Source organism: Xanthomonas cucurbitae (assembly GCF_002939885.1).
Lineage (GTDB): Bacteria > Pseudomonadota > Gammaproteobacteria > Xanthomonadales > Xanthomonadaceae > Xanthomonas > Xanthomonas cucurbitae.
Genome location: NZ_MDED01000031.1, coordinates 14507 through 40522 on the forward strand (window position 1 = coordinate 14507; position 26016 = coordinate 40522).

At 65.2% G+C, this 26016-nt stretch carries 21 protein-coding genes and 1 pseudogene; 8 read left to right on the forward strand and 14 right to left on the reverse strand.

All coding sequences use genetic code 11. From position 1 onward, the window contains the following. Positions 1 to 123: 123 nt before the first annotated feature. Entirely contained in the window at positions 124 to 1317 is a 1194-nt protein-coding gene (locus tag XcuCFBP2542_RS14985; RefSeq protein ID WP_104604465.1) for a Tle-like phospholipase domain-containing protein, read from the reverse strand. 36 nt (positions 1318 to 1353) lie between these two features. Next, positions 1354 to 2163, reverse strand: coding sequence for an ankyrin repeat domain-containing protein (locus XcuCFBP2542_RS14990; RefSeq protein WP_211293016.1), 810 nt, complete (start codon positions 2161 to 2163; stop codon positions 1354 to 1356). 192 nt (positions 2164 to 2355) lie between these two features. Between XcuCFBP2542_RS14990 and XcuCFBP2542_RS14995 the strand changes: the two genes are divergently transcribed. Continuing rightward, positions 2356 to 3060 (forward strand): HAD-IA family hydrolase, encoded by a 705-nt coding sequence (locus XcuCFBP2542_RS14995; RefSeq protein ID WP_167527010.1) that lies wholly within the window; start codon positions 2356 to 2358, stop codon positions 3058 to 3060. A gap of 871 nt (positions 3061 to 3931) precedes the next feature. On the opposite strand, the gene XcuCFBP2542_RS15005 is transcribed toward XcuCFBP2542_RS14995, so the two are convergent. Beyond that, complete coding sequence (locus XcuCFBP2542_RS15005) at positions 3932 to 4156, reverse strand: YbdD/YjiX family protein (protein ID WP_104604468.1); 225 nt, start codon at positions 4154 to 4156, stop codon at positions 3932 to 3934. Next, positions 4156 to 6228: a carbon starvation CstA family protein gene (locus tag XcuCFBP2542_RS15010; protein ID WP_104604470.1), complete on the reverse strand. Its 2073-nt coding sequence runs from the start codon at positions 6226 to 6228 to the stop codon at positions 4156 to 4158. Before XcuCFBP2542_RS15010 ends, XcuCFBP2542_RS15005 begins: the two co-directional genes overlap by 1 nt. Before the next feature lie 231 nt (positions 6229 to 6459). Between XcuCFBP2542_RS15010 and XcuCFBP2542_RS15015 the strand changes: the two genes are divergently transcribed. Next, positions 6460 to 7314: a pirin family protein gene (locus XcuCFBP2542_RS15015; RefSeq protein WP_167526911.1), complete on the forward strand. Its 855-nt coding sequence runs from the start codon at positions 6460 to 6462 to the stop codon at positions 7312 to 7314. Between the two features lie 81 nt (positions 7315 to 7395). Here the strand turns inward: XcuCFBP2542_RS15015 and XcuCFBP2542_RS15020 are convergent, their stop codons facing one another. Continuing rightward, on the reverse strand, positions 7396 to 7857 hold the full coding sequence (locus XcuCFBP2542_RS15020; protein WP_104604472.1) for a hypothetical protein: 462 nt from the start codon (positions 7855 to 7857) through the stop codon (positions 7396 to 7398). 363 nt (positions 7858 to 8220) lie between these two features. After that, positions 8221 to 8931 (reverse strand): deoxyribonuclease V, encoded by a 711-nt coding sequence (gene nfi, locus XcuCFBP2542_RS15025; RefSeq protein WP_104604502.1) that lies wholly within the window; start codon positions 8929 to 8931, stop codon positions 8221 to 8223. 103 nt (positions 8932 to 9034) lie between these two features. Here nfi and gpmA point away from each other — a divergent pair, with 103 nt between their 5' ends. From gpmA to XcuCFBP2542_RS15040, 3 genes are all read left to right on the forward strand, one after another. After that, entirely contained in the window at positions 9035 to 9784 is a 750-nt protein-coding gene (gene gpmA, locus XcuCFBP2542_RS15030) for a 2,3-diphosphoglycerate-dependent phosphoglycerate mutase (RefSeq protein WP_104604474.1), read from the forward strand. 123 nt (positions 9785 to 9907) lie between these two features. Then, positions 9908 to 12010 carry a M13 family metallopeptidase gene (locus XcuCFBP2542_RS15035; protein WP_104604476.1) on the forward strand — a complete coding sequence of 701 codons (2103 nt, stop codon included), beginning with the start codon at positions 9908 to 9910 and terminating at the stop codon, positions 12008 to 12010. Positions 12011 to 12202: 192 nt separating this feature from the next. Continuing rightward, on the forward strand, positions 12203 to 13765 hold the full coding sequence (locus XcuCFBP2542_RS15040) for a phospholipase D family protein (protein WP_104604504.1): 1563 nt from the start codon (positions 12203 to 12205) through the stop codon (positions 13763 to 13765). Between the two features lie 50 nt (positions 13766 to 13815). On the opposite strand, the gene XcuCFBP2542_RS15045 is transcribed toward XcuCFBP2542_RS15040, so the two are convergent. From XcuCFBP2542_RS15045 to XcuCFBP2542_RS15080, 8 genes are all read right to left on the reverse strand, one after another. Continuing rightward, positions 13816 to 14139, reverse strand: coding sequence for a hypothetical protein (locus XcuCFBP2542_RS15045; protein WP_104604478.1), 324 nt, complete (start codon positions 14137 to 14139; stop codon positions 13816 to 13818). Positions 14140 to 14250: 111 nt separating this feature from the next. After that, the gene (locus XcuCFBP2542_RS15050) at positions 14251 to 15381 is read right to left on the reverse strand and encodes a protein-glutamate methylesterase/protein-glutamine glutaminase (protein ID WP_167526910.1); all 1131 of its coding nucleotides are present in this window, start codon (positions 15379 to 15381) and stop codon (positions 14251 to 14253) included. Between the two features lie 15 nt (positions 15382 to 15396). Further along, positions 15397 to 16203 (reverse strand): CheR family methyltransferase, encoded by an 807-nt coding sequence (locus tag XcuCFBP2542_RS15055; protein ID WP_104604480.1) that lies wholly within the window; start codon positions 16201 to 16203, stop codon positions 15397 to 15399. A gap of 3 nt (positions 16204 to 16206) precedes the next feature. Further along, positions 16207 to 17493 carry an EAL domain-containing response regulator gene (locus XcuCFBP2542_RS15060; protein WP_104604482.1) on the reverse strand — a complete coding sequence of 429 codons (1287 nt, stop codon included), beginning with the start codon at positions 17491 to 17493 and terminating at the stop codon, positions 16207 to 16209. 25 nt (positions 17494 to 17518) lie between these two features. Further along, complete coding sequence (locus tag XcuCFBP2542_RS15065) at positions 17519 to 18031, reverse strand: chemotaxis protein CheW (RefSeq protein ID WP_104604484.1); 513 nt, start codon at positions 18029 to 18031, stop codon at positions 17519 to 17521. Positions 18032 to 18043: 12 nt separating this feature from the next. Beyond that, positions 18044 to 20197 (reverse strand): methyl-accepting chemotaxis protein, encoded by a 2154-nt coding sequence (locus tag XcuCFBP2542_RS15070; protein WP_104604486.1) that lies wholly within the window; start codon positions 20195 to 20197, stop codon positions 18044 to 18046. A 66-nt stretch (positions 20198 to 20263) separates the two neighbouring features. Next, positions 20264 to 22264 (reverse strand): chemotaxis protein CheA, encoded by a 2001-nt coding sequence (locus XcuCFBP2542_RS15075; protein ID WP_104604488.1) that lies wholly within the window; start codon positions 22262 to 22264, stop codon positions 20264 to 20266. A gap of 19 nt (positions 22265 to 22283) precedes the next feature. After that, positions 22284 to 22613, reverse strand: coding sequence for an STAS domain-containing protein (locus XcuCFBP2542_RS15080; RefSeq protein ID WP_104604490.1), 330 nt, complete (start codon positions 22611 to 22613; stop codon positions 22284 to 22286). A 548-nt stretch (positions 22614 to 23161) separates the two neighbouring features. Here XcuCFBP2542_RS15080 and XcuCFBP2542_RS15085 point away from each other — a divergent pair. From XcuCFBP2542_RS15085 to XcuCFBP2542_RS15105, 3 genes and pseudogenes are all read left to right on the forward strand, one after another. Further along, positions 23162 to 23761 carry a hypothetical protein gene (locus XcuCFBP2542_RS15085; protein ID WP_104604492.1) on the forward strand — a complete coding sequence of 200 codons (600 nt, stop codon included), beginning with the start codon at positions 23162 to 23164 and terminating at the stop codon, positions 23759 to 23761. Between the two features lie 1184 nt (positions 23762 to 24945). Further along, a complete protein-coding gene (locus XcuCFBP2542_RS15100) occupies positions 24946 to 25593 on the forward strand; it encodes a hypothetical protein (RefSeq protein WP_167527009.1) in 648 nt (215 codons plus the stop codon). A 31-nt stretch (positions 25594 to 25624) separates the two neighbouring features. Further along, a pseudogene (locus tag XcuCFBP2542_RS15105) lies at positions 25625 to 25927 on the forward strand (type IV secretion system protein); the annotation flags it as partial. Between the last annotated feature and the right edge of the window lie 89 nt (positions 25928 to 26016).

The window sequence follows — 26016 nt, forward strand, 5'->3', positions numbered from 1 at the left end:
AAGCCAGCCGGAGGGCTGTGGCGGAAGCGACGCTGCGGCGACGCGGCTTTGTCTTCCGGCCATGAGCGTCGTCCGGCTATGCCGGTCACGCGCCGCGCCCTCCAGTGCCGATGCTGATTAGTGTCAATACTGAATGGGACGCTGCGGCTGTTCCTGTTGGGCGGGCTGGGGTGACTGCTGCTGGTTGTGCTGCTGCAGTTGACTCACATTGCCTTGCGCAGGCGCATTGGCGGCCGAAGCGGTCTGTACCTGGCTACGCAGATGGGCTGGATCGTCCATCCGGCCCTGCACCGCGATCAGGCCGTCGCCGTGGCGATTGGGGAGCAGGTGATCGATCCGCTGCAGGCCGTCGCTGCCGGCGCGTGCGGCCACGCTGGCGGCGGTGTTGAGAAAGGCGGTGTCGTCGCGCAGTCCCAGCCGCTCGCGCTGTCCGTCCAGCCGCACCACCGCATCGTTGAACAACTGGCTGCCGGGCTGCAACGCGGCGGCCTGGGGCGGTTGTGACCACTGCAGGTCCTGCGCCTTGATGACCGCGTGCATACCATGCAGGTCCAGGCGATGCTTGAACATCATGCCGGGCACCAGGCGCTGCGCGAACGACAACGGATCCGGGTCGGGTAATTCGATCTGGTGGCCTGCGGCGTCGGGCATTGCCCATTTGAGCGGAATGCTGTCTTCCTGCAGGTGGGTCAGCAGTTCGTTCTTGACGTGATAGCCACGGATCAACGTGCTGCCGGCATAGTCCTTGGCCGCTGCCGCATCCAGGCCCTGGCGTTCCAGCGTGCGGTCGCTGACGCCGGCCGCGTTGTAGGTCACTGCGGGAATGTCGTTGACCATGGCCGACGCGGCGGCCAGGCCACCGCCCAGGGAATGGCCGGAAATCACCACCTGGTCGCCAAACGCCTGCCTGGCCTGGCTGCCGAGTTGGATGGCAGAGGCATATTGCGCGTCGTCGAATCCCAGGCCCTGGCCGATGTTGTGCTTCCAGTCCTTGCCTTCGTCGGTGCCGCAGAAACCCAGCACCACCTGGCCCTGGTCGTTGCGATAGAACGCGGCATCGAAGCCGCTCTTGCCATCGTGCAGCAGGGCAGGGTCGATGCCGGCCTGGCGCAGCGCGCTATCGTCCATGCGCGACCAGCGATCGGCGAGCGGCGCGAAAGTCTCGGGGGCACCTTCGCGGCGTTGGTTCGCGGTGGCGTAGAGATCCTGCAGCAGGGCCGGAAATTGCCGGTCCTGCGGTTGCGGGTGTTGTCCACGCATCGATTCGGCGAACGAGGTGGAGATGGGATTGGAAGACGATATGTCTGGCGGGCTCATGCGCGGCTCCTTGCGTTCGTCGTACGGAAAGCGCGCTTAGCGGCTGCTTTCCACGGGAATGTTGTGCGCGCTCAACCATGCGCGCACATCCGATCTGAGCTGGCGGCCGCTGGCATTGAGCAGGCGGTCCGGGGTGGTGAAGAAATACGCCTGGAAGGTCTTCTGCTGCGCGTTGCGCAGCGCCGGGTCCACGCCGGCCTCCAGCAGCTGCAGTACCGCCGAATTGGCGGCGCCGCTCTGCGCGGCCAGATGCAGCAGGCTGTTGCCGGTGTGATCGACCCGTCTGGTATCGGCGCCGGCACCCAGCAACAGCGCGACCTGCGCATCGCGCTTGCTCTGTACGGCACGGAACAGCGGTGTCCAGCCGGCGCGCGCGCTGACCACGTCGAGCGGTGCCTTGTGCTGCAACAGGATCTTCAGATAGTGCGGGTCCTGCGCCATTGCGGCCATGTGCACGACCGTTTCCTGGTCCATGCCGGGCAGCGACGGATCTGCGCCCGCATCCAGCAGCGCATCCAGTGCATGCGGCTGTTCGTTCCAGATGGCCCACTCCAGCAGGGTCAAGTTCTGATCGCCGCGTGCGGCAAGATCGACGGTGGGGGCGAGTGTCTTGATCCGTGCAACATCGCCGTGTGCGATGGCGCCGGCAATTTCAGTCAGGCCTGGGTCGCGGAAGGCGACGGTGTGGTCCTGCAGCGTAGCTGACATGGTGGTTTGCTCCTTGGCACCGGGTGAGGCGATGCATGAGACCGCGAAAAACGAGGTCGCAAGAGCGAGCAGGGTGGGGAATCGCGTCTGCATCGAAATCTCCTTGTCCTGATCGCATTCCTGGTGACGCTGCGGCAAGTCCCGCCGCCGCGCGGTCGATCCTACCAGCCGTAACAATCGGGCGCGGTAAGATTTCGTAACCTGGGTCTGCAGCGTCGGTGCACGGCCCGGCCTGCTTGCCGGGCTGTGCAGCCGCCCTGGGGTTGTCCGATGCGTTCAGCGTCGCGCATGCGCCGCGCCACAGCCAACGGTCACAAGGCGGCCGGCATAATGGCGCTTTGCAAGCAGATGGGTGCAATGGGTTACGAGCTACTGATTAGCGACTGCGATGGTGTTCTTGTCGACAGCGAGATATTGGCCGACCGGGTGATGCGCGAGGCGCTCGTGTCTTTCGTGCCGAGCGAGCCGCTGGAACAGTTGCTCGAAACGACGTTCGGGCAGACCACCCGGGAAGTACTGCGGCGTGTGGAAGAACACTTTGCCTTGCAGTTGCCGGACACCTTGCTGGCGCAGATCCAGGCGCGCAGCGAGTCCCTGATCGCCGCGCAAGTGCAGCCCATCCCGGGCGTGCGCGAGGCGCTGGAACAGATTCCGCTGCCGTTGGCGGTGGCCTCCAACAGCCGCCGCCACAATGTGATTGCCTCGGTGGAGCGCGCCGGGCTGGCCGCGCGTGCGGCTGGGCGCATCTTCAGTGCCGACATGGTGGAACGGCCCAAGCCGGCGCCGGATGTGTACCTGCTGGCCGCACGCACCGCCGGCGTGGCGCCCGAGCGTTGCCTGGTGATCGAAGACAGCCCCACCGGTGCCACGGCGGCCGTGGCGGCAGGCATGCAGGTACTGGGGTTTATCGGTGCCAGCCACATTCCGCCTGGCCACGGTGACACCCTGCGCCGCCTCGGTGCGCTTGAGGTGTTCGACGAAATGCGTCATTTGCCTGTGTTGTTCGCGCGGCTGGCGCAAAGGCGCGCTGGTTAAATGAAAGGCTCGGTGAGTAGGCCGCAGGCAACTCGCAGCGCTGCACTCTGCAGTTGACCTGCTGCGTTATCGGAGTCTGCAAAGCAGCCGCGATCCGAGTCGTGGCTCCATCTGGATGCAGCCTAAGCCTGGCGAATCGAGGGTGCCACGCTAGACCGTTGGTTGGTAGGTTTTGGTGAAAAGCAAGACACCGCGTCGCCTGCTTGCCAGTCGCTGTTGAGATCCATGCAGGCCGACCATTTCGACTGGTCCTTGCCCGCTCACCGTCGTGGGACCCTTGGCGGCATGGATGCCGCCACGGAGCTTACATGGACGTACTTGCAGCGTGTCCCGCGATGGTGGGCGGGCAAGGGCCCTTCAGCGAAGGCGCGGCGTCGAGGGCGCGGTGCCCTCACCGCTCGCGGGACACGCCGTGAATCCGTCCGTGGAGGCTCGATGGCGGCATCCATGCCGCCAACGGTCCCGCAATCGGCGAGGACACCACGCCAGACAATCGGCTGATGGTTTTGTTGGAGAGCTAAAGACACCGCTCCAGACAGTTGGCTGGCCGCTGGTTGAGATCCATGCAGACCGACCATCTCCACTGGTCCTCGCCCGCCCACCGTCGCGGGACCCGTGGCGGCATGGATGCCGCTGCGGAGCCTACACGGACGTACTTGCGGCATGTCCCGTGACGGTGGGCGGGCAAGGGCCCTGCAGCGAAGTCGCAGACACACTGCTCTACAACTGATCTATCCGCAGAACCGTCTATCAGCCACTCTACCTTGCGGTATGTCCGGCGATGGTGACCGGGCAAGAATCATGCCGCCATCAACGCAACAGGGCGCGATGCGCATCGCGCCCTGTTGCGTTGTAGCGTGCCGCTGATGACTCAACAGCAGCGGAAGCCGCTCTTGCCGCCGTAGCGCGCGTCCTGGCGCTCGCGGAAAAACGTGGGGTAATCCATCACCGGTCGGTCGGGATGTTTTTCCAGCATGTGGCGCACGTAGTTGTCGTAGTCGGGAATGCCGCAGCACAGCCGCGCGGTCTGGATCAGGCGCCGCCAGATGCGGCGATGCGCCTGGTATTGGCTGGCAAGAACGAGTTGGGTGCCCATTACAGATCTGCCATCTGGTGTGGCTGCAAGGCCACGTACGCGGTTTCACGGTCGCTGCGTTGCGGAGTGCGGCGCGCAATGACGATCGTCTTGATCGCATAGATCAGGATCGATCCCACCACGAACAGAAACAGCACCGTCAGCCCGGTGTTGACGTAGGCATTGGTGACGATCTGCTGCATCTGCGGCACTGTCTTGGCCGGTGCGGTGATGGTATTGCTGGCGATGGCGGCCTGGAACTTGTGCGCCTGCGCCAGGAAGCCCTGCGCCGGGTTGCTGTCGAAGATCTTGATTAGCCCCGCATACGTCGTGCACAGCAACAGCCACAGCGCCGGCACGATGGTGACCCAGGCATAGCGGTCGCGCTTCATCTTGAACAGCACCACCGTGCCCAGCATCAGCGCGATCCCTGCCAGCATCTGGTTGGAGATGCCGAACAACGGCCACAGCGTCTGGATGCCGCCGAACGGATCGATCACGCCGGTGTACAGCAGGTAGCCCCATAACGCCACGCAGCCGGCGGTGGCAATGATGTTGGCCACCCACGACTCGGTCTTCTTCAGCGCCGGGATGAAGTTGCCCAGCAGGTCCTGCAGCATGAAGCGGCCCGCGCGCGTGCCGGCATCGACGGCGGTCAGGATGAACAAGGCTTCGAACAGGATGGCGAAGTGGTACCAGAACGCCATGGTGTCCTTGCCCGGCAACAGCTGGTGCAGGATCTGCGCGATGCCCACCGCCAGGGTGGGCGCACCGCCAGCGCGCGCCAGGATGCTGTGCTCGCCAATGTCCCTGGCGGTGGCTTCCAGCACGTCGGGGGTGATTGCAAAGCCCCATTCGGACACCTTGGCCGCCACCGCGACCGTGTCGGTACCGACCAGCGGGGCGGGGCTGTTCATGGCGAAGTAGATGCCCGGCTCGATGATCGAGGCGGCCACCAGCGCCATGATCGCCACGAACGATTCCATCAGCATGCCGCCATAGCCGATGTAGCGCATGTGGCTTTCGTTGGCGAGCAGCTTGGGCGTGGTGCCGGAGGCGATCAACGCATGGAAACCGGAGACTGCGCCACAGGCAATGGTGATGAACAGGAACGGGAAGATCCCGCCCTTCCACACCGGGCCGTCGCCGGTGGAGGCGAACTGGGTCAGCGCCGGCATTTTCAGGTCGGGCATCACCACCAGGATGCCGATCGCCAGCGCCAGGATGGTGCCGATCTTGAGGAAGGTGGACAGGTAATCGCGCGGCGCCAGCAACAGCCACACCGGCAGCACCGAGGCCACGAAGCCGTAGCCGATCAACATCCAGGTGATCTGCTTGGCGGTGAAGGTGAAGGCCGGGCCCCAGGTCGGGTCGGCAGCGACCTTGCCGCCCAGCCAGATCGCGGCCAGCAGCAGGATCAGCCCCACCACCGAGATCTCGCCGATCTTGCCGACGCGGATGTAGCGCATGTACACGCCCATCATCAGCGCGATGGGCATGGTGGCGATCACCGTGAACATGCCCCATGGGCTTTCGGCCAGTGCCTTGACCACCACCATCGCCAGCACCGCCAGGATGATGACCATGATGAGGAACGCACCGAACAAGGCGATGGTGCCGGGCACCTGGCCCATTTCCTCGCGCACCAGATCGCCCAGCGAGCGGCCGTTGCGGCGGCTGGACAGGAACAGCACCACGAAGTCCTGTACCGCACCGGCGAACACCACGCCCACCACCAGCCACAGCAGGCCGGGCAGGTAGCCCATCTGCGCGGCCAGCACCGGGCCGACCAGCGGGCCGGCGCCGGCGATGGCGGCGAAGTGGTGGCCGAAGAGCACGTGCTTGTTGGTGGGCACGTAGTCAAGGCCGTCGTTGTTGACGACCGCCGGGGTGGCGCGGGTGGGATCGAGCTGCATCACCTTGTCGGCGATGAACAGGCTGTAGAACCGGTAGGCGATCAAGTAGATCGAGACCGCCGCCGTCACGATCCACAGTGCGTTGATGTGCTCGCCACGCCGCAGCGCCACGGTACCCAGGCAGAACGCGGCCAGCAGCGCGAGCGCGCTCCAGGCCAGCTTCGAGAACCCTTTCATGCATGCCCCTCGGAAACGATTCGTCCAAGGGTCTCCCCGTGCCCGCCTGCGGTCAATGGCGGTGGTTCGCTTCAGCGTAAACTTTGGTTGTAGGGTGTTTGCCTGCAAAGTGCGCTAGCGCCATTGCGGCGAGGCCGGCGACTGGAACGGTCGGTTGCAGCCGTCGCGATTGGGTACGGCGCCACGCGCACCCATGATGACGGCACCCACACACGGCACAGGGATATCGCAATGAGCACCACGACCACCCCGGCGCATGTGCTGCGCACCATCGGCGGCATGCCCACCTCCGACGGCGCCGGCGTCAAACTGACGCGCGTGATCGGCACCGCGCAATTGCCTGAGCTGGACCCGTTCCTGATGCTGGATGAGTTCGGCACCGAACAGGCTGAAGACTATATCGGCGGATTTCCCAGCCACCCGCATCGCGGCTTCGAGACGGTGACCTACATGCTCGACGGGCGCATGCGGCACAAGGACAACCATGGCAACGAAGGTCTGCTGACGCCGGGCAGCGTGCAGTGGATGACCGCCGGCCGCGGCCTGATCCACTCGGAAATGCCCGAGCAGGAATCCGGGCGCATGCGCGGGTTCCAGCTGTGGGTGAACCTGCCGGCGCGCGAGAAGATGACCGACCCGAAGTACCAGGAGTACGCGCCCGACCGCATCCCGGTGGCGCAGCCGGCGCCTGGGGTGACGGTGAAGGTGATTGCCGGTGTGGTGGGCGAGGTGGTCGGGCCGATCGTGCAGCCGGCGACCAGCCCGGTGTATCTGGATATCGCCCTGGACGCGCACGCGGCATGGGAGTACTCGCTGCCCGAGGGCCACAACGCCTTTGCGTATGCCTTCGAGGGCGCGGTGGCGGTGGGGCAGGGCGATGCCGCGCGTAGGCTGCCGGCGCAGGAACTAGCGGTGCTGGGCGGTGGCGAGCGGCTGACGCTGCGCGGCGGCGCCGAGGGCGCGCGCCTGATCCTGGTGGCCGGGCGCCCGCTCAACGAGCCGGTGATGCGGCACGGCCCGTTCGTGATGAACACCAGGCAGGAACTGATGCAGGCGTTTGTCGATTTCCAGGAAGGGCGATTCTGAGGTGTCGGCCTCGCGAAGCCGGATCGTGGCGCATGCGCACGGCGCTGTCTCCAGGCGAGGCAGCGCCGTAGGCTCAGTTCATCAGCGCTGCAACGCCAGGCTGGCCGGTTGCAGGTCCATGGCCTGTACCAACGCTTGCATCGAGGTGAGTTCCTCGCTGCTGGCGCCGTCGATCCATAGCTGTGCGTAACGCTTCTTGCCCAGCTCGACCACGGTGACGCGGCGCGATTCCATGCCCGGCACTTCGCGGCCGCCCAGGTCGAGCTTGTACCAGTAGAACTCTTCCTGCTGGATCTGGCCCTTTTCAGCACGGCGGTCGCGCGCCAGCGCCATGGACGGATCGCGGGTGGTCAGCATCACGCCGACCACCTGGCGGCCCTCGGCGTTGACCGCCTTGCAGACCAGATAATCGGCACCGGCCAATTGGGTCCACTGCAGTCCCGAGGCGGGTGGCAGCGGCGGGCAGACCGGCGCGGTCTGGGCGTGGACGGTGGCGGCGGCCAGCAGCAGACTCAGGCCGACAAGGCAGAATGCAGACTTCATCGAAGGTTCCCCGGCATTGGATGACGATGCGGGGGCGACGCCAATCCGTGCCGCTGCAGTGCCTCGAGCTCCCCGCTGCAAGGCTGCCGTCCACATGACGCGCGCTCCGCTCACGTCTGCATCACTACCACACCTGTGCGAGCAAGCTCAAGCCCTGTCGCAACCGGGCGCGGCATGGCTTGTGCAGTACGGCACTTTCACTGCGAGACCTGGTAACGCAGTGCGTGCAGTCAGCTGTGACGCGCACGGTTTCACGAGTAATCAACTGATCTGGGTGCCGGTGTTTTCAGTGATGGTCCGTCTACGACCTTTCGTGCCGCGTCGCTCAAGCCCGCACGCTCTCGCTGTCAAGGTCGCGTATTTCTACAGCAGGTTGGCCTGTGCAGGCAGCGCAATCTCGCCGCGGCGAGACGCCAGGCGGTCTGCAAGACGCGTCGGTTCCGGCAGGCGATAGGCGCGCAGGGTGCGCAGGGTCCACGCGAGCGCGCCTTGCAGCGACACGCGGTGACCGGGCGAGACGATCAACGGATTGCAGCGCGGCTTGCTGCGCAAGGCCCAGCCGATCTGCGCGCCGCCCAGCAGGACTGGACTATGGTCGCCGCGCTCCGGGCCGGGGTCTGCGAACTGGCCGGCCAGCCGCTGCTTGGCCACGCCGATGCTGGGCAACCCGGTTACCACGCCGAAGTGCGCGGCAATGCCGAGCTTGCGCGGATGCGCGATGCCCTGGCCGTCCACGAACGCCAGGTCCGGCGTGTGCGACAGCAGCGCCAGTGCCCGCAGCAAGGCCGGCAATTCGCGAAAGCTGAGCAGGCCGGGCACGTAGGGCATCGAGGTCGCAACGCGTGCCACCTGCATTTCCAGCGGCAACAAGGTCTGTGCATCCAGCAGCACGGCCGCCGCGCGCGTGGTCTGGCCCTCGTCCTCGAAACCGACATCGAAGCCGGCCAGCAGTTGCGGCGTTGCGGTCACCGCATCCTGCAGCACGACCTGGCGTGCCAGTTGCTGCTTCAACTGTCGCGCCTGGGTGACACTGCCGTCCCAACCGGCGAACACGGGATCCAAGGGTGCCTTCATCGCCGCAGCATCGCGCGCGGCCCGTGGCGGCGCCGTGCACGCCAGCGATGCGCTGGCTGCCGCTACAATCGCCGGCTGATCGGCCCCCAATCGGAGAACCGTAGTGACCCGCAAACTCGTACTGCTGCGCCATGGCCAGAGCCAATGGAACCTGGACAACCGCTTCACCGGCTGGGTGGATGTGGACCTCACCGAACAGGGCCGCCAGGAGGCTGCCGCTGCCGGCAAGCTGATGAAGGACGAGGGCCTGCAGTTCGATGTGGCTCACACCTCGGTACTCAAGCGCGCCATCCATACGCTGCAGGGCGCATTGACGGAACTCGACCAGGACTGGCTGCCGGTGTCCAAGAGCTGGCGCCTCAACGAGCGCCATTACGGCGGGCTGCAAGGTCTGGACAAGGCCGAAACTGCCGCCAAGCACGGCGAGGAGCAGGTCAAGATCTGGCGTCGCTCCTACGATATCCCGCCGCCGGCGATGGACGTCAACGACCCGGGCCACCCCTGTCACGACCGCCGCTATGCCACGCTGGATCGCAATGCGTTGCCGGGCACCGAGTCGCTGGCGACCACGCTGGTGCGCGTGCTGCCGTACTGGCACGACGCGATCGCGCCGCAGTTGAAGGCCGGCCAGACCGTGCTGGTGACCGCGCACGGCAACTCGTTGCGCGCGCTGTACAAGTATCTCAATGACGTCTCCAGCGAGCAGATCCTGGAACTCAATATCCCCACCGGCATCCCGCTGTTGTTCGAACTGGACGACAGCCTGCAGGTGCAAAGCTACCGCTATCTCGGCGACCCGGACGCGGCCAAGCGCGCGGCCGATGCCGTTGCCAACCAGGGCAAGGCCAGGTAATCGCAGCGTGGTGAAATGGCGGGCAGTGCGCTGCAATGGAGTGTGGCGCACAGCACGACGGGATTCGGTCATGCGCTTACTGTCCACCGTGCATGGCGCGGTTTTTCGGCCTTGGAGAATTGAATGAAGTTGAGCAGTTTCGCGCCGTTGTCGCTTGCGCTGGCCGTCGCGGTCGCATTGTCGGCCTGTGGCGCCTCCGACGATGCCCCCAAGGCCGCGCCCGCCGCGCCGCAGGCCGCACCGGCCAAGGTGGATGTGTCCAAGCTGGATGCGCCGATCGTGGCGTTCGGCAGCGGCGATCTGGATCCGGCCATCAACGCGTGCCAGGACCTCAATGGTTTCGTCAACGCCAAGTGGCTCAAGGCCAACCCGGTGCCGTCCGATCGCAGCAGCTGGGGGAGCTTCGAAGTACTGGCCGAGCGCTCGTTGACCATCCAGCATGCGCTGGTGGAGCAGTTGGCGCGCGGCAGTCTGTCGCCTGGTTCGGTGGATGCCAAGATCGCCGACCTGTGGCGCACCGGCTCGGACGAGGCGGCCATCGACACCGCCGGCATCACCCCGTTGCAGCCACAGTTGCAGGCCATCGATGCGTTGGCCGATGCGCCAGCCATCGCCGCGTGGTTGCGCGACAGCTATGCCAAGGGCCAGGGCTTCGTGTTCTCGTTCGGGGCCAATGCCGACTACAAGAATTCCGAGCAGATGATTGCCTATGCGGGCCAGGGCGGTCTGGGCCTGCCCGAGAAGGGCTATTACAGCGATCCAGCGCAGGCCAGGATCCGCGAGCAATACGTGGCTTACATTGCGCGCGTGCTGGAATTGTCCGGTCTCCCGGCTGCGCAGGCGGCGACGCAGGCCAAGGCGGTGATGGCATTCGAGACGCGGCTGGCCAACGCCTCGCTGTCGCGGATCGAATTGCGCGACCCGGCCAAGCGCTACAACCCGGTCGATGTAGCCGGCGCCAACGCGGTGACGCCGCATTTCGACTGGCAGGCGTTCTTCAGCGCGCTCAAGGTGCCGGCCGCTACGTTCTCGCTGAGCCAGCCGGGTTATTTCGCCGAGCTCGATGCGATGCTTGCCGACACGCCGGTGGACACCTGGAAAGCTTACTTGCGTTTCCACAGCATCGATGAGGCGGCGCCGTATCTGGCCAAGCCGTTCGAGCAGGCCAACTTCGATTTCTATGCCAAGACCTTGCGTGGGCAGCAGGACATGCTGCCGCGCTGGAAGCGCACCTTGAACGCGGTCAACCAGGCGATGGGCGAAGCGCTGGGACAGCTCTACGTGCAATCCGCGTTTCCTGCCGAGTCCAAGGCGCAGATGCAGCAGCTGGTGCAGAACCTGTCCGCTGCGCTCCAGGCACGGCTGGAACGCCTGGACTGGATGAGTCCGCAGACCAAGCAGCGCGCGCTGGAAAAGTGGGCCAGCTTCACGCCCAAGATCGGGTATCCGGATCAGTGGCGCGACTGGTCGGCACTGGAGACGCGTGGCGACGGATTCCTGGCCAACATGCAGGCCGCCCAGGCATTCAACTACCGCTACATGCTGGACAAGATCGGCAAGCCGGTGGACAAGCGCGAGTGGCATATGACGCCGCAGACGGTCAACGCGTACTACAACGCCACCCGCAACGAGATCGTGTTCCCGGCGGCGATCCTGCAGCCGCCGTTCTTCGATCCCAAGGCCGATCCGGCGCTGAACTACGGCGGCATCGGTGCGGTGATCGGGCACGAGATGATGCATGGCTACGACGACTCCGGCAGCCAGTTCGATGCCAAGGGCAATTTCGACACCTGGTGGACCGACGCAGACCGCAAGCTGTTTACCCAGCGCACCGATCAGTTGGTGGCGCAGTTCGACGGCTACGAGGCCATCCCCGGCGTGCACGTCAAGGGCAAGCTGACCCTGGGCGAAAACATCGGCGACCTGGGTGGCCTGACCGTGGCCTACGACGCCTTGCAGATGGCGTTGAAGGAACAGCCCGATGCCAACACGCAGATCGACGGCTATTCGCAGGATCAGCGCTTCTTCATGAACTGGGCCACGGTGTGGCGCCGCAACTTCACCGACGGCGAATTGCGCGTGCGTTTGAACACCGACACGCATGCACCGGCCAATTTCCGCGCCAATGGCGCGCCATCGAACATGCCGGTGTTCGCGCAGGCATTCCAGTGCAAACCGGGCGATGCGATGGTGCGCAGCGACAAGGAGCGTGTCGTGATCTGGTAAGCGCTGCACCTTGAGCGACCGCACTCGCTTCCTGCGGGCGCGGTGGCTGGCAGGTGCGGCGTGCCGCATCTGCGTTGTAGCCGTCCCCATGCCAGTGATGCCGAGACATCACACCGGCGCGTGCCGGCCTGTGCACATGCAGTTGCAAGGCCAACCTCTACACTGCCGCGCTGGAACGTGTTGGGGCTGGCGGTGCGCAAGCGGAACGTCTTCAAATGGATCGGCATCGGCATGCTGGCGTTCATGCTGGGCAGTGTGCTGTCGCTTTACGGCTACGGCCGTTTTGCCGACCGCCAGCGTGGGCCGGCCAGCCACGTACTGCCCGCCACGGCGATGGTGACGGCCATCGACAAGGCGGTGGCGCCGCTGCAGCAGGCACATCCGGCGCACACCGGGGTGGTGATCGTCGCGGACAACACCGAGGCGTTTGCGGTGCGTGCGCTCACCGCGCGTGCAGCCGGGCGTAGCCTGGATCTGCAGTACTACATCTGGCATGCCGATTTCACTGGCAACCTGCTGCACAACGAACTGCTGCGTGCCGCCGACCGCGGCGTGCGCGTACGTCTGTTGCTGGACGACATGAACGTGCACGGCAGCGATTCGGTGTTGGCGGCGCTCGACAGCCACCCCTTGATCGAGATCCGTCTGTTCAATCCCACCCGCGCACGCGAAGGCACGGTGATGCGTGGGGTGGAGATGGTGCTGCGCATGGTCAGCATCAACCGGCGCATGCACAACAAGGCCTGGATCGCCGATGGACGGATTGCGGTGGTGGGGGGGCGCAATGTGGGCGACGAGTACTTCGATGCCGCGCGCGATACCAACTTCATGGACATGGATGCGGCGGTGGTAGGGCCAGCGGTAGGCCAGGTCGAGCAGGTCTTCGACGCCTACTGGAACAGCCCCAACGCACTGCCGTTGGCCGCGTTGGCCACGGCCAGGCCACAGGCGCTGGACGCGTTGCGCGGCAGCCTGGATGCCGGGCTGGACTCTGCGCGGGCACAACCGTATGTGCAGCGGTTGCGGCGTGCGCCTGGGGTGCAGGCCTTGCTACAGGGCGATCGTCCGGTGCATTGGCTGGACCGCGCGCGCATCGTCTCCGACCCGCCGGAAAAGGCCGATGGCGCGCCGCCGCAGGCGGACTGGATGACACCGGTGCTGATCGGCCAGATGGCCCACGCGCAGCGCGAGTTGAAGGTGATCTCGCCCTATTTCGTACCGGGCGAGCAGGGCATGCGTTGGATCGGGGCTTTGCGCCAACGCAAGGTGCGCGTCAACATCCTGACCAATTCGTTGGCCGCCAACGACGTGGTGGCCGTGCACAGCGGCTATGCCGACTACCGCGTGCCGCTGCTGCAGCAGGGCGTGCGCCTGCACGAGCTCAAGCCGATGGGCAAGCCCGATGGCAGCCTGTTCGGCTCCAGCGGCGCCAGCCTGCACACCAAGGCCTTCGTGGTGGACGACACGCGTGGCTTCATCGGCTCGTTCAACCTGGACCCGCGCTCGATGAACCTCAACACCGAGATGGGGTTGCTGTTCGAGGACCGCGCCGTTACTGCGGAGCTGGAACGCTTGTACACCCACAAGGTGAGTGCAGCGCTCAGTTATCGGGTGACGCTGGCGCAGGGCGAGCTACGCTGGCACGACGATGCCGCGCAGCCGCAGCAGGTGTGGGCACGCGAGCCGACAGCCAGCGTGTGGCGGCGCAGTGCTGCCATGGTACTTGGATGGTTGCCGCTGGATTCGCAGCTATGAGGCCTGCCGGCGCACGTCAGTGGCGTGCGTCGGCAGTGCAGGACACGATGTCAGTGCAGGTGGTTGCGCGGTGAGCTGCCGAGCGGTTCCGGCGCGATGGTTGCATCGCCTTGCCGATGGCCCGCCGCGAGCAAGGCCGCACGCGCCTGCACCCACTCGGGGCGAAGGCCGGGTTGCGATTGCGGGGACTGCACGGCCAGCGCCTGCTGCAGGTGTTGCTGTCGGAGGCGTTCGTCCTCGGTGATGCAGGTTGGCGGCGCTGTCGCGGCAGCGCAGTGGACGTGGGCACCTGCGTCGATGACGGGGTCGACGAATACCGAGTCGACGCTGACCGGATCGATGAACAGGCTGTCGGCGAGAGTGCGTGTGGCCATGCTGCACCTCCTGTCCCGGGACGGCGATTGCCGCCGCATCGGGTGACCCGCGCAATGCTGGGTCTTCAAGAACGATAGCGGCAGCGGGGATGGATCTTTAGGGCCAGGCGATCAAGGATGCAACTGGGTGACGATCTCGCGCGCCATCGCGCCCAGCGGCAGGACGCGGTCGGCGCCGCCGCGCTTGATCGCCTCCTTGGGCATGCCGAACACGATGCTGGTGTGTTCGTCCTGCGCCACCGTGCGCGCGCCGGCCTGGCGCATTTCCAGCAGGCCGGCGGCACCATCGTCGCCCATGCCGGTCATGATGATGCCCAGCGCATTGCTGCCGGCTGCGCGTGCGGCCGAGCGGAACAGCACATCCACCGACGGGCGGTGCCGGTTCACGGGCGGGCCTTCCATCACTTCCACGAAGTACTGCGCGCCACTGCGCCGCAGCAGCAAATGCTTGCCGCCGGGGGCGATCAATGCCCGGCCGGGCATCACCCGGTCGTTGTTGGCGGCCTCTTTCACGGCGATCTGGCACAGGCCGTTGAGGCGCGTGGCAAAGGCCGCAGTGAACTTTTCCGGCATGTGCTGGACGATGACGATGCCCGGGCAGACGCGTGGCAGGGCGGTGAGGACTTCTTCCAGCGCCTGGGTGCCGCCGGTCGAGGTACCGATGGCCACGATGCGTTCGGTGGTCTGTGCCAGCGCACGGCCGCTTTGCGCGGGGAGGATCACGTCGGCGGTGTGCTTGACCTCGGCTTCCAGTGGTGCGGCGGTCACGCGTGCGGCCAGCCGCTTGACGTTGGCGCGTGCGGCGCTGCGCACCGTGGCCACCAGCTCATCGGCCGAATCGGTGAGGAATTGCTTGAGCCCCAGCCGGGGTTTGGTCACCACCGCCACCGCACCGGCAGCCAGCGCATCCATGGTCACGCGCGCGCCTTTTTCGGTGAGCGTGGAGCAGATCACCACCGGGGTGGGGCGCTCGCTCATGATCTTGCGCAGGAAGGTGATGCCATCCATGCGCGGCATTTCCACATCCAGCACGATCACGTCGGGCCACTGCTGGCGCATTTTCTCGATCGCCAGCAACGGGTCGGCGGCGGTGGCGATCACCTCGATGCCCTGCGCATCGTTGAGCACGCCCACCAGCACCTGGCGCACCACCGCCGAATCGTCGACCACCATCGCCTTGATGGTATTCGTGTGGGTGTTGGTGGCGGGCTGGGCGGCGGGGCGGTTGAACGCTGTCGGCACGGCGGATCCTTGGGCTCATGCTTTGCGGAAGATCGAGGGTGCCACCTGGACCAGGTCGATGTCGAGTTCGCTCAGGCTTTCCGAATGGCCGATGCAGAAATATCCGCCCGATTTCAGGTTGGCGAGCACGCGCAGGATCACCTCGCGCTTGGTCTGGCCGTTGAAATAGATCATGACATTGCGCAGGAAGATCGCATCGAAGCTGCCCAGCAGCGGCAGCGCGGTGTTGAGGTTGGCGTGCACGAACTGCACGCGCTCGCGCAGGCGCCGTTCCACCAGCAAGGTGCCGGCGTATTCGCCCTGGCCACGCAGGCAGTAGCGCTTGAGATACGGCTGCGGAATACCGTCGATGCGCTGCAGCGCGTAGTGCCCGGTGCGCGCCTTGGCCAGCACGCGGGTGCTGATGTCGGTACCCACCACCTCGAACGGACGCCCCTGCAGGCTATCGTCCAGCACCATCGCCATGCTGTAGGCCTCTTCACCGCTGGAACTGGCCGCGCTCCAGCAACGGAATGGCAACCCGCCGCGGTGCTCGTCGGACAGCTTGCGCAGCAGGTCGAAATGCTTGGGCTCGCGGAAGAAATAGGTTTCGTTGGTGGTCAGCAGATCGATTGCGGTCTGGATCTCGGTGCGGTCCTGGCGGCTTTCCAGCAGCTGCAGGTACTGGGTGTAGCTGTCGAACTGATGCTCGCGCAGGCGCTTGCCCAGGCGGCCGCACAGCATGGCCTTCTTGCCGGAGGAAATACTGATGCCGGCCGCCTCGAAGATGAAGCGCTGGAAGCGGCCGAACTCCTGTTCGGTGATGGCAGTGGCGGTACTCATGGTTCAGGCCACATCCGCATCGGCAGAGAAGGAGCCTTCGCTCAGGCGCGCGATGCGGACGGCATGTTCGCGCCACCAGTCCGAGAGCATCGGCCCGGGCATCGGCGAGCCCATGAGATAGCCTTGCGCCAGATCGCAGCCCAGCTCGCGCAGCAGGCGCCAGTCATCCGGGGTTTCCACGCCTTCGGCCACGGCGGTCAGTTCCAGCCGGTGGGCCAGTTCCAGCGTGGATTCGAGCACCGTGCGCTGGCTGTGGCTGCGGTGGGCAGCCTGCACGAAGCTGCGGTCCAGCTTGAGTTCGGTGAACGGAATGCTGGCCAGGCGTTGCAGCGACGAGAAGCCGGTGCCGTAGTCATCGATGGACAGCCCGAACCCGTGCAGGCGCAGGCGTGCCAACATGCTCAGCGCGGTGGCCGGCTCCACGATGGCGCTTTCGGTGAGTTCCAGCACCAGATCGGCCGGACTCAGGCCGTTGTCGCTCAGTTTGGCGCACAGCTGCTCGAGAAAGCCTGGTTCGCCCAGCAGCTTGGGCGACAGGTTCAAGGCCAGCGACAAGTGCAGACCCTCGCCGCGCCAGGCCACCAGTTGTGCGATCGCCTTGTCGATCACCTGCTGGGTCAGTGCGTGGATCAGGCCCTCGCGTTCGGCCAGCGGAATGAAACGGTCCGGGCCGATCATGTCGCCCTGCGGGCGGCGCCAGCGCGCCAGCGCTTCCACGCCGCGCAGCCGGCCATCCTTCAGATCGAGCTTGGGTTGGTAGGCCACGCGGATTTCGCCGCGACGCATGGCGCGATCCAGCCGCGAGGCGGCAGCGGCGCCACCTGGGGTCAATGGCGAAATCGCCGCCGACGGCAGCGTGCCGGCCGCCGTAGTGCGTGATGCGGGTTCGCACTCCAGTACGGTGGCAAGGTCCTGCAGATGCAGCGGCTTTTCGATGCCGGCGAGCACGCGCACCCCGGCGCTGCGGCTCAGTTGCATTACCGCATCGATCAGTGCACCACCACGTTGCGAGACCACCACCACCGGCACGGTGTACTGGCCGCGTGCCAGCGCATCGAGCAACTGCACGCCGTCCATGCCGGGCATTTCCAGGTCGATCAGCAGCAGCGATGGGGCGCTGGCGCGGCTCAGCCAGTCCAGCGCGGCGTGCCCATCGGCGGCGCCATCGACCACATCGGCGCCCAGCTGGCGGCAGAGGGCCATGGCGTGTTCGCGCTGGACCGCGCTGTCGTCGACCACCAGGACCGGGCCAGCCAGCGTGCAGTTGCAGGAAAGAAGGGCGGGGCGCATGGGCATCCTGGCGGGCATCCGGAGGTCAGGCCGCCAGTGCGGCGGGAAGCTGGGCCAGTGCATCCTGGCCCAGTACGGCATCGGTATCGAGCAGGATCACGAAACGCTCGCCGATCTTGCCCATGGCATGAACAAGATCGCGCGCCACGCCTGCGCCGAAGCTGGGCGTGGCAACAACATCGCTGGCCGCGATCTCCAGCACTTCGCTCACCGCATCCACCAGCAGGCCGAGGACCTGGTGCCTGTCGCCGTGGGCGATCTCCACGATCACGATGCAGCTGCGCTTGGTGATCGTGCTGGCGGTGCGCCCCACGCGTTGCTGCAGATCCACCACCGGAACCACCGCACCGCGCAGGTTGATGACCCCGCGCAGGGCCGGCGGCATCATCGGCACATCGGTGGGTACACGGTATTCGATGATTTCCTTGATGCCGACAATTCCCAGGCCGAACAGTTCCTTGCCCAACGAAAAGGTCAGGTATTGCTGCGGTGCCGTGGGCGATGGCGTGCCGGTGGTTGCGCTGCTGTGCGGTTGCATCGTCTGCCTCCTTCAGAAACTGGCGAACTGCGATTCGTCGATGGCATCGGCGCTAGCGGCCACCACACCGATCTGGCGCACGTTGGTGCGCCGTGCCGGCGCGTGGGCGGTGGTGGCTTGGCCGACCGCTACCACCCGGCGCGGCCCTGGCTTGCTGGCCTGGACGACGCCACGTCCGCCATTGCCTAGCCGGAAGAAGCCCATCAGTTGCTGCAGTTGTTCGGCCTGTGCGCTCATCTCCTCCGAGGTGGCGGCCAGTTCTTCGGCATTGGCCGCGGCCGACTGCGTGGTCTGGTTCAATTGGCCAACGGCGGTGTTGATCTGGCTGACGCCTGCAGTCTGTTCCTCGGACGCGGCGGCGATTTCCTGCACCAGGTCGGACGTGCGGCGGATCGACGGCACCATCTCACCCAGCACGCGGCCGGCGCTTTCGGCCAGCTCCACGCTGGAACCGGCCACTTCGCCGATTTCCTGCGCGGCGATCTGGCTGCGTTCGGCCAGCTTGCGCACCTCGGCGGCCACCACCGCAAAGCCCTTGCCGTGTTCGCCGGCACGCGCGGCCTCGATGGCGGCGTTGAGGGCGAGAAGGTTGGTCTGGTAGGCGATGTCGTCGATGATGCCGATCTTCTTGGCGATGTCCTTCATCGCCACCACCGTGGCGCGCACGGTGTCGCCGCCGTTGGCCGCTTCGCTGGCGGCCTTGGCGGCCATGCTGTCGGTGACGCGTGCGTTCTCGGTGTTCTGCCCGATGGAGGCGGTCATCTGCTCCAGCGAGGCGCTGGTTTCTTCCACGCCGGCGGCCTGCTCGCTGGCCGCCTGGGCCAGCGCCTGCGCGGTGGCGCTGACTTCTTCCGAGGCGCTGGCCAAATTTTCGGCGTTGCGATTGACTTCGTCCACGATCTCGGTGAGGCGGCTCATGGTGGTGTTGACGTAGCGCTGCATGTCGGCGAACGCGCCTTCGTAGCGGCCTTCCACGGTGTGGGTGAGGTCGCCGTCGGCCATCGCGCCCATCACCTGGATGACCTCGGAGATGCTGCGCAGGTTGCCGCGTGCGCGCTCCACGGTGTCGTTGATGAAGGCTTTCTTTCCGGGAAGCTGGGCCAGCGGTGCGTCGAAATTGCCGCGGCCGAATTCGGCCACCACGCCCATCGCCAGCTTCTTCACTGCGATGTGTGCGCCCACCATCTGGTTGATGCCGGTGGCCATGCTGCGGAAGTCGCCATCGAAGCGGCTGCTGTCGATCACCACGTCGATGTCGCCGGCTTCGTGTTCCACCGACATGTGGTTGATCTCGGCGATCAGTCCGGTGAGATTGCCGCGCACTTGTTCGATGGTGTCGTTGATGAAGCGCTTCTTGCCAGGCAGCAATGGCAGCTGCGCGGTGAAGTTGCCGCGACCGAATTCGCCCACGCAGGCGATGGCCTGCTTCTTGACCGCGATATGGCTGGCCACCATGGCGTTGATGCCTTCGGCCATGCGGCGGAAATCGCCGGCAAAACGCTGGGTGTCGATGACCACATCGATATCGCCGGCATCGTGCTCGCCCGACATGCGGTTGACTTCGGCGACCAGGCCGGTGAGGTTGGCGCGGACCTGGTCGACGATCTCGTTGATGAAGGCCTTCTTGCCAGGCAGGCGTTCCAGTTCTGCGGAGAAGTTACCCCGGCCGAACTCGGCCACGCAGGCCATGGCCTGCTTCTTGACCGCGATGTGGCTGGTCACCATGCGGTTGATGCCATCGCCCATGGCGTGGAAGTCGCCATCGAACCGCGCGGCATCGATGCGCGCATCGATCTCGCCGCCATCGTGTTCGCGCAAGACCCGGTCGATCTCCTGGTGCAGGTGGCGCATGCCATCTTGCAGCGTGTGCAGACTGCGCAGGAGGTCGCTGGCCGGCTCGCCGCGAAGCGGCGGCAGGGTCACGTCGAAATGCCCGCGCGCGAAGGCATCCACGGTGGTGGTGGCTAGCTGTAGCGATGTGCTGGTGCTGCGGATGGACCAGGCCAGCAGCGCTGCCCCGAGCAGCGCGGCGACCGTACTGGCGGCCAGCAGGGCAGTGGACGACAGCGACAATGCAATGCTTGCCACGACAACGAACACGGGGACGGCAACGACCACGGCGGTGCTGAGCCAGAGCTGGGTAGCGGGCGGGAGACGATGTGACATGGCGGTGGTTTCCGAGTGTCAGGTGACGACGAAACGATGCGGTGACAGCAGAGCAACGGCGAGCGCTCAGGCGGCCAGCGCGTCCTGGGTGGGATGCAATTGCTGGATCAGACTGGGCACATCCAGGATCAGTGCGACATCGCCGCTGCCCAGGATGCTGGAGCCGCTGATGCCCTTGACCTGCGCAAAGACCTTCGAGAGCGGCTTGATGACCGTCTGCCATTCGCCCAGCAAGGTGTCCACCACCAGGCCGAAGCGCTGCGTGCCCTGACGGATCACCACGATGCTTTCGCGTGCAGGTTGTTTGCTGCCAAGCGCGAACAGCTCGCGCAGGCGCACGTACGGCAGCACGCTGCCGCGCAGGTCGATGTAGTCGCTGGCGTAGTCCGGTGCGAATTCCACGCACTCTTCCACCACGTCCAGTGGCACCACGAATACCGACTTGCCCACGCCGACCTGGAAGCCATTGATGATGGCCAGGGTCAGCGGCAGGCGGACCGAAATGGTGGTTCCCAGGCCGGCGGCGCTGTCGATGTCCACCGTGCCGCGCAGCGCGGTGATGTTGCGCTTGACCACATCCATGCCAACGCCGCGGCCGGACAGGTTGGTGACCTTTTCGGCGGTGGAAAAACCCGGCTCGAAGATCATCGCGAAGACGTCGCGGTCGCTGAGCTGGCGGCCGGGTTCGACCAGACCACGTTCCAGCGCCTTGGCCAGGATCCTGTCGCGATTCAGGCCGCCACCGTCGTCGGTGATCTGGATGACGATGCTGCCGGAGTCGTGATACGCGTTCAGGCCCACCGTGCCGCGCGCCGGTTTGCCGCGCGCCACGCGCACGTCAGCCGGTTCGATGCCGTGGTCCATTGCATTGCGCACCAGGTGGGTGAGCGGGTCGCCGATCTTTTCCACCACCGACTTGTCCAGTTCGGTGTCTTCGCCGGCCACCACCAGCGCGATGTCCTTGCCCAGTTCGCGCGCCACATCGTGTACTACGCGCTGGAAGCGACTGAAGGTGCCACCGATCTTGACCATGCGCAACTGCAGCGCGCTTTCGCGTACTTCTTCCACCAGCCCGGCCAGGATCGAAGCCGATTCCAGCAGTTGTGCATCGCCGCTGCGCTGCGCGTTGGCGTTGGTGCTGGACACGGCAATGATGAGTTCGCCCACCAGGTCGATCATGCGATCGAGCTTGTCGGCATCCACCCGGATCGAGCGCGCTTCGGCTCCGCCGCGCGTGCCGGTCTCCGCTGCTGCTCGTGGTGGGGCCGATGCGGTTGCCGGTGTGCTGGCCGGCACCGTCATCGCCGCCGGCGCAACGGTGACCAACGCGGTCGCATCGGTCGGTGCAGCTACTGCGGCGATCTCCAGCTCGCAGTCTTCGCGTACGAATTCGAACACGTCCTCGATGGCGGCGCGATCGGCATCGCTGCGCAGCAGGATCCGGAAGCCGAGATAGTTGGCCTCCGGGTCGAGCGCTTCGAGGCTCGGCAATTGGCTGTAGTCGGTGCTGATCGATTCCACCGAGCCCAGGCTGCGCAGGTTGCGGATCAGCTTGAGCGGTGAATTGCCGAAGCGCAGCGCATCGGCGAACAGCTTCAGGCTGATGCGCCAGTAACCGCTCTGTTTTTCGGGCGCGCCGTGTTGCGCAACTGCGGCGGTGACGCCGCAGGCGCTACCCTGCAGATAGGTCTGCAACTGCGCCAGCAGCGGTTCGGCTTCGGCGGCCAATGCGGCCGCATCGGCGTGGCCGGGATCGGCCGCAGTCTCCACCAAGGCGTGGATGTGGTCGCAGCACACCAGCAGCAGCGCGATCAGTTCAGAGCTCAGTGTCAGCGCTTCGTCGCGTACCAGGTCCAGCACGCTTTCCACCACATGGGTGAAGCCCACCAGCTGCGGCAGGTCGAACAGGCCGCCCGAGCCCTTGATGGTATGCGCGGCGCGGAAGATCGCGTTGACCGCATCGGGCGAGGACTCGCCGCGCTCGGCTTCGAGCAGGTGGCGTTCCATGTCTTCGAGCAGGTCCCGGCTTTCGGCCAGGAAGGTTTGCATCAGCTGGTGCATGTCCATGCGCGCGTCACCCGGTCCGTTAGTGAATTCGTGCGTCGAGGCTTGCGACCGCGTGCGGATACAAGGCTTCGAGCAGGCCGAGCAGTTCGATCACATCGACTACGGCGCGGCTGGAATCGGTGAGCGAAAACGGTCGTCCGTCGGCCTGGATCGCCTGCTTGGTGGCCAGCAGCAACTGCAGGCCGGTGGTGTCGATCTCGCTGACCGCGCCCAGATCCAGATGCAGCCCGCCCGGATGCTCCAGCGCCGGCAGCAGCAACGGCTTGAGCTCGGCGGCGCGGCGGATGGTCATCTCGCCTTCCAGGGCAAGCGTCAACGGCGCAGGCAAATCGGGCGATAGGGTGCTCATGGGTGCCTCGGGCGGTACGGTGGCGCGGGGAGTTCGCTGCGACACGGGCAACATGCGCTCCACGCATGCCGCAAGGTGCCGGTCCAAGGAGGTATCGGCTCCTTGCAGGAATATTTAGTCGAAATTCAGCGCGATTGTGGAACTGCGAAGCCGGTCACTCCATGGAGGTTAATGGCTCAGGTTCGTCGCAAGCGAGCTCAAAGGCAGCGATTGGCGATCGGTCCGGAGCGGCGGCGGTTGGCGGTAGGGGGGGGCGCAGGGCGGCCAGACTGGCGAACATGCGCTCGGCTTGCCGCTGTGCCGGAGAGGCGGCTGCTCCTGCTGGGCTTGCCTGCCGGTGGCGGATGCCGCCTGGCGACTGGCGTGCAAGATCGATCGACCAGCATCCTTGGATAATCGATTCACGCGCAGGAGATCCTGGAGTGCCCCCGTGGCGTATGCTCCACTACGGCCTGCCGGGAACTGCTGGACGTGGTGGGGATGGTGGAGGTCGCGGTGGCGGGTAATCCACGTAACGCGCATTGCATCCAAACGTTGGGAGAACGACGATGAAGAGCCAGAATGTCCCCGAACTGCTGCAAGCCAACGCCATTCTGGGGGCGTCCAGACAGCAGTTGCAGGAGGCCGTCAAGGCCATGGCCATACTGCTCGCGACCATGAGGCAACGCGACGAGCGCCTGCAGGAGCTGGTACAGCAGCAGATGCAGACGCTGCAGTATGCAATCGACGACGCCGATCAGCGGATCGACCAGGTAGTGGAAAGTGCGCTGCCGCAGCTGGTGCAAGCGAGCCAGCAGGGGCTGGATCCGGCACTGGACCAGTTCGACAAGACGCTGGCCGAGGCCGAAACCAGTCTGCAGCAGACCACACAGCGTTTCCTGCAAGCGCAGCGGTCCTTCGAGACCGCCGCCGCGCGGCGCCTGTGGCTTGCGTCCACCGCCATGCTGGTGGCAGGCGCCATCGGTATCGCGATGGCCGGCTACGTGGTGTACACCGCCATGTCACTGGCGACCGAGACGGCGCACGACCGGGCAGAATTCGTCGTTCCGGAACGGGTCGAGCGCACGGAGCTGGTGCCCTGCGGCAATGACCGGCCGTGCGCCGCTGGCGAGGCGAATGCCGCGCTCCAAGAGCAGAAAGGCGAGTAGCGGGACGTTGCGCTGCAGCAATTGCTGAGCGGCTAGCCAGCGGTGCCTGATCCCCACGCCGCGTGCGCCGGTTCCAATGATAATTTCGCGTGCATCGGTTCCAATGATAATTTGAGGGCTGCCATTCTGGCGAAGACGGAAAGTTAGGCGCCCCAGTCTGGGCCGTGGAAACCGGTGGCTAGACTGTCTCGCTGAGCCATGCTTATCGCAAATCGTCCAGAGACAAGCATGTCACTTCAACTACTACCAGGGAGGTATTCATCATGAAGCGATGCACCATGGCCACCACGCTTGCACTGGCTGCGGCGTTAGGTCTTGGCGTGAGCGCCCCAGTTCGCGCCCAGGCGGTAGATCCGTGTTCGGTCTTTCTTTGCATGGCCGGCGTGTCCGGCCCTGACGCTGGCGCTCCCGGTCCCGAATGTACGGCGTCGATCGCAGCCTTCCATGCCATCCAGGTATGGAGCCCGGCCTTCAACCCGCCGGCCACGGCGACTGCACGCCGGACCTACCTGATGACGTGTCCAGGCGTTGTCCCAGTGAATCAAGCGACCCTGGAATTGATCATCTCGAAGTGGGGCTACACGCCTTGACGGAGATCGCCCACTGACCCGGAATCGGCCACCTGTCGTGACATGGGGGGGGCACGCGCACGTCTCCAGTAGCTGCCTAGGGTGAGGCAACCCCGCGATCGGATGTCAGATTTTTCCTACTCGGGCAACGTTGCTCCTGAGGTGGCGGACGCTAGACGATGGAATGACGGTCTGGAGCGCTGGCAAATAGTGGCAATTTGTCTTGACCTATGCCAGTGTTGCTAACGACCTGCCTCAACCTTACATAGGATAATGGCCCAGCGGGCGCTCATCTCCGCACCCCCGGCGACGTCTTTCACGTCGCTGCGCCTGTGTCTGAACAGAGCTCTGGCACTTCAGGATTGCGTGACGCGCTTGACTCCCGGCCACTTGCCTGGGCTATGTATTGCCTTCCTGCCTGTGCCCTCGTTATCCCTCGTTTGCTGCCCCGCCCTCCATCTGCACCCAACAAGATCGACGAGTCCCGCCATGAATGACCGCTCACGCCGCTCACGCCCTTCGCTCTCACGCCTCGCCGCAGGCTTGTTACTTGCTGCCGGTCTTGGCGCTGGGCCCGCGAATGCGGTGGGTGTGATTGTCAATGACCCAACGTCGATGGGGAAGGCTTTGCAGGAGTACGCAGAGCAGGCCAAGCGATGGACCGACACTCTCAAGCAGTATCAGCAGCAGCTGGATCATTATCAGCAGCAGCTCATCAAGCTTCAGCGGTTGAACCTGGGGACTTCCACCATGGCCGACAACTTTGCCGAACGTCCTGAAGACTATGGCCTGCAAGACGACTGCCCGGGTTCCTCGCCAGCCGGCCTCTCAGGAATGCTGCAGCAATTCAAATCTCTCGCACCGAACATGAGTGGCAAGATGGTGGAGGAGCAAATGAAGGTATGCACACGCATGGTGCTGGCGAAAAATGCCAAGTACAACGAGTCAGTACGCATGATCAAGCGCCTCATAGAGCGCAACAATCAGTTCAAAACGGTGGAGGCGCAGCGCGACAAAGGTGGTACCAGCCAAGGAGCGCTTGCTGCCAACGATAACGAAGTGCAGCGTTTCATCGCACAGAACGCCATGGACCTGGATTACTGGCAGGCGCAGATGACAGCGTATGACAGCTATATCGTTGGGCTCAAGGAAGACCAGTCGCGATTGGCCAGGAAAGCGCTGGATGGCGACAAGAACAGCTGGCTCAAACCGTTGGGGCAGGTCGTGCAGGCCGCAACGCTGAAAGCAGCCTTGTCCAATTGACCGTTCCATCACGACAGGCAGGCAGAAGATAATGGACGCAGTTCTCCACGGAGCGATGAACGGGTTGCAGCCCTTGGCGGATATCGGCCTCGGCGACTTCGTGTTCTTCAAACTGGTCAACGACTACTTCAGCAACGAGATTCAGGCGTTCGGCCTGCAGCTGATGAGCCGTACCATGAGGTGGGTCAGTACGATCGCATTGACGGTCACCACGCTGTGGGTCTTGCTTCTGGGTTATCGCATCGCCACCGGGCAATCGCGTGAAAACGCAATGGCGGCAATGATCAAGGCGGCGAAGGTCGCGATCATCATCAGCCTTGCTTCAGCTGTCGGGGGTGGATTCGCCCGCGAAGTGCAACAGTCCTATAACGTAGCGGGCCAGGTGTCGTAGCCTGAGCCCCTACACGACCAAGTGGAGTTGCA

Bases quoted from the DNA above. Each gene is read 5' to 3' on its own strand.
- XcuCFBP2542_RS15045 (WP_104604478.1), bottom strand. From the start codon at position 14,139: ATGGCCACACGCACTCTCGCCGACAGCCTGTTCATCGATCCGGTCAGC.
- XcuCFBP2542_RS15075 (WP_104604488.1), bottom strand. From the start codon at position 22,264: ATGGACATGCACCAGCTGATGCAAACCTTCCTGGCCGAAAGCCGGGAC.
- XcuCFBP2542_RS15060 (WP_104604482.1), bottom strand. From the start codon at position 17,493: ATGCGCCCCGCCCTTCTTTCCTGCAACTGCACGCTGGCTGGCCCGGTC.
- XcuCFBP2542_RS15035 (WP_104604476.1), top strand. From the start codon at position 9,908: ATGAAGTTGAGCAGTTTCGCGCCGTTGTCGCTTGCGCTGGCCGTCGCG.
- XcuCFBP2542_RS15055 (WP_104604480.1), bottom strand. From the start codon at position 16,203: ATGAGTACCGCCACTGCCATCACCGAACAGGAGTTCGGCCGCTTCCAG.
- XcuCFBP2542_RS15070 (WP_104604486.1), bottom strand. From the start codon at position 20,197: ATGTCACATCGTCTCCCGCCCGCTACCCAGCTCTGGCTCAGCACCGCC.
- XcuCFBP2542_RS15080 (WP_104604490.1), bottom strand. From the start codon at position 22,613: ATGAGCACCCTATCGCCCGATTTGCCTGCGCCGTTGACGCTTGCCCTG.
- XcuCFBP2542_RS15010 (WP_104604470.1), bottom strand. From the start codon at position 6,228: ATGAAAGGGTTCTCGAAGCTGGCCTGGAGCGCGCTCGCGCTGCTGGCC.
- XcuCFBP2542_RS15100 (WP_167527009.1), top strand. From the start codon at position 24,946: ATGGGGAAGGCTTTGCAGGAGTACGCAGAGCAGGCCAAGCGATGGACC.
- XcuCFBP2542_RS15085 (WP_104604492.1), top strand. From the start codon at position 23,162: ATGAAGAGCCAGAATGTCCCCGAACTGCTGCAAGCCAACGCCATTCTG.
- nfi (WP_104604502.1), bottom strand. From the start codon at position 8,931: ATGAAGGCACCCTTGGATCCCGTGTTCGCCGGTTGGGACGGCAGTGTC.
- XcuCFBP2542_RS15020 (WP_104604472.1), bottom strand. From the start codon at position 7,857: ATGAAGTCTGCATTCTGCCTTGTCGGCCTGAGTCTGCTGCTGGCCGCC.
- XcuCFBP2542_RS14995 (WP_167527010.1), top strand. From the start codon at position 2,356: ATGGCGCTTTGCAAGCAGATGGGTGCAATGGGTTACGAGCTACTGATT.
- XcuCFBP2542_RS15015 (WP_167526911.1), top strand. From the start codon at position 6,460: ATGAGCACCACGACCACCCCGGCGCATGTGCTGCGCACCATCGGCGGC.
- XcuCFBP2542_RS15065 (WP_104604484.1), bottom strand. From the start codon at position 18,031: ATGCAACCGCACAGCAGCGCAACCACCGGCACGCCATCGCCCACGGCA.
- XcuCFBP2542_RS14985 (WP_104604465.1), bottom strand. From the start codon at position 1,317: ATGAGCCCGCCAGACATATCGTCTTCCAATCCCATCTCCACCTCGTTC.
- XcuCFBP2542_RS15005 (WP_104604468.1), bottom strand. From the start codon at position 4,156: ATGGGCACCCAACTCGTTCTTGCCAGCCAATACCAGGCGCATCGCCGC.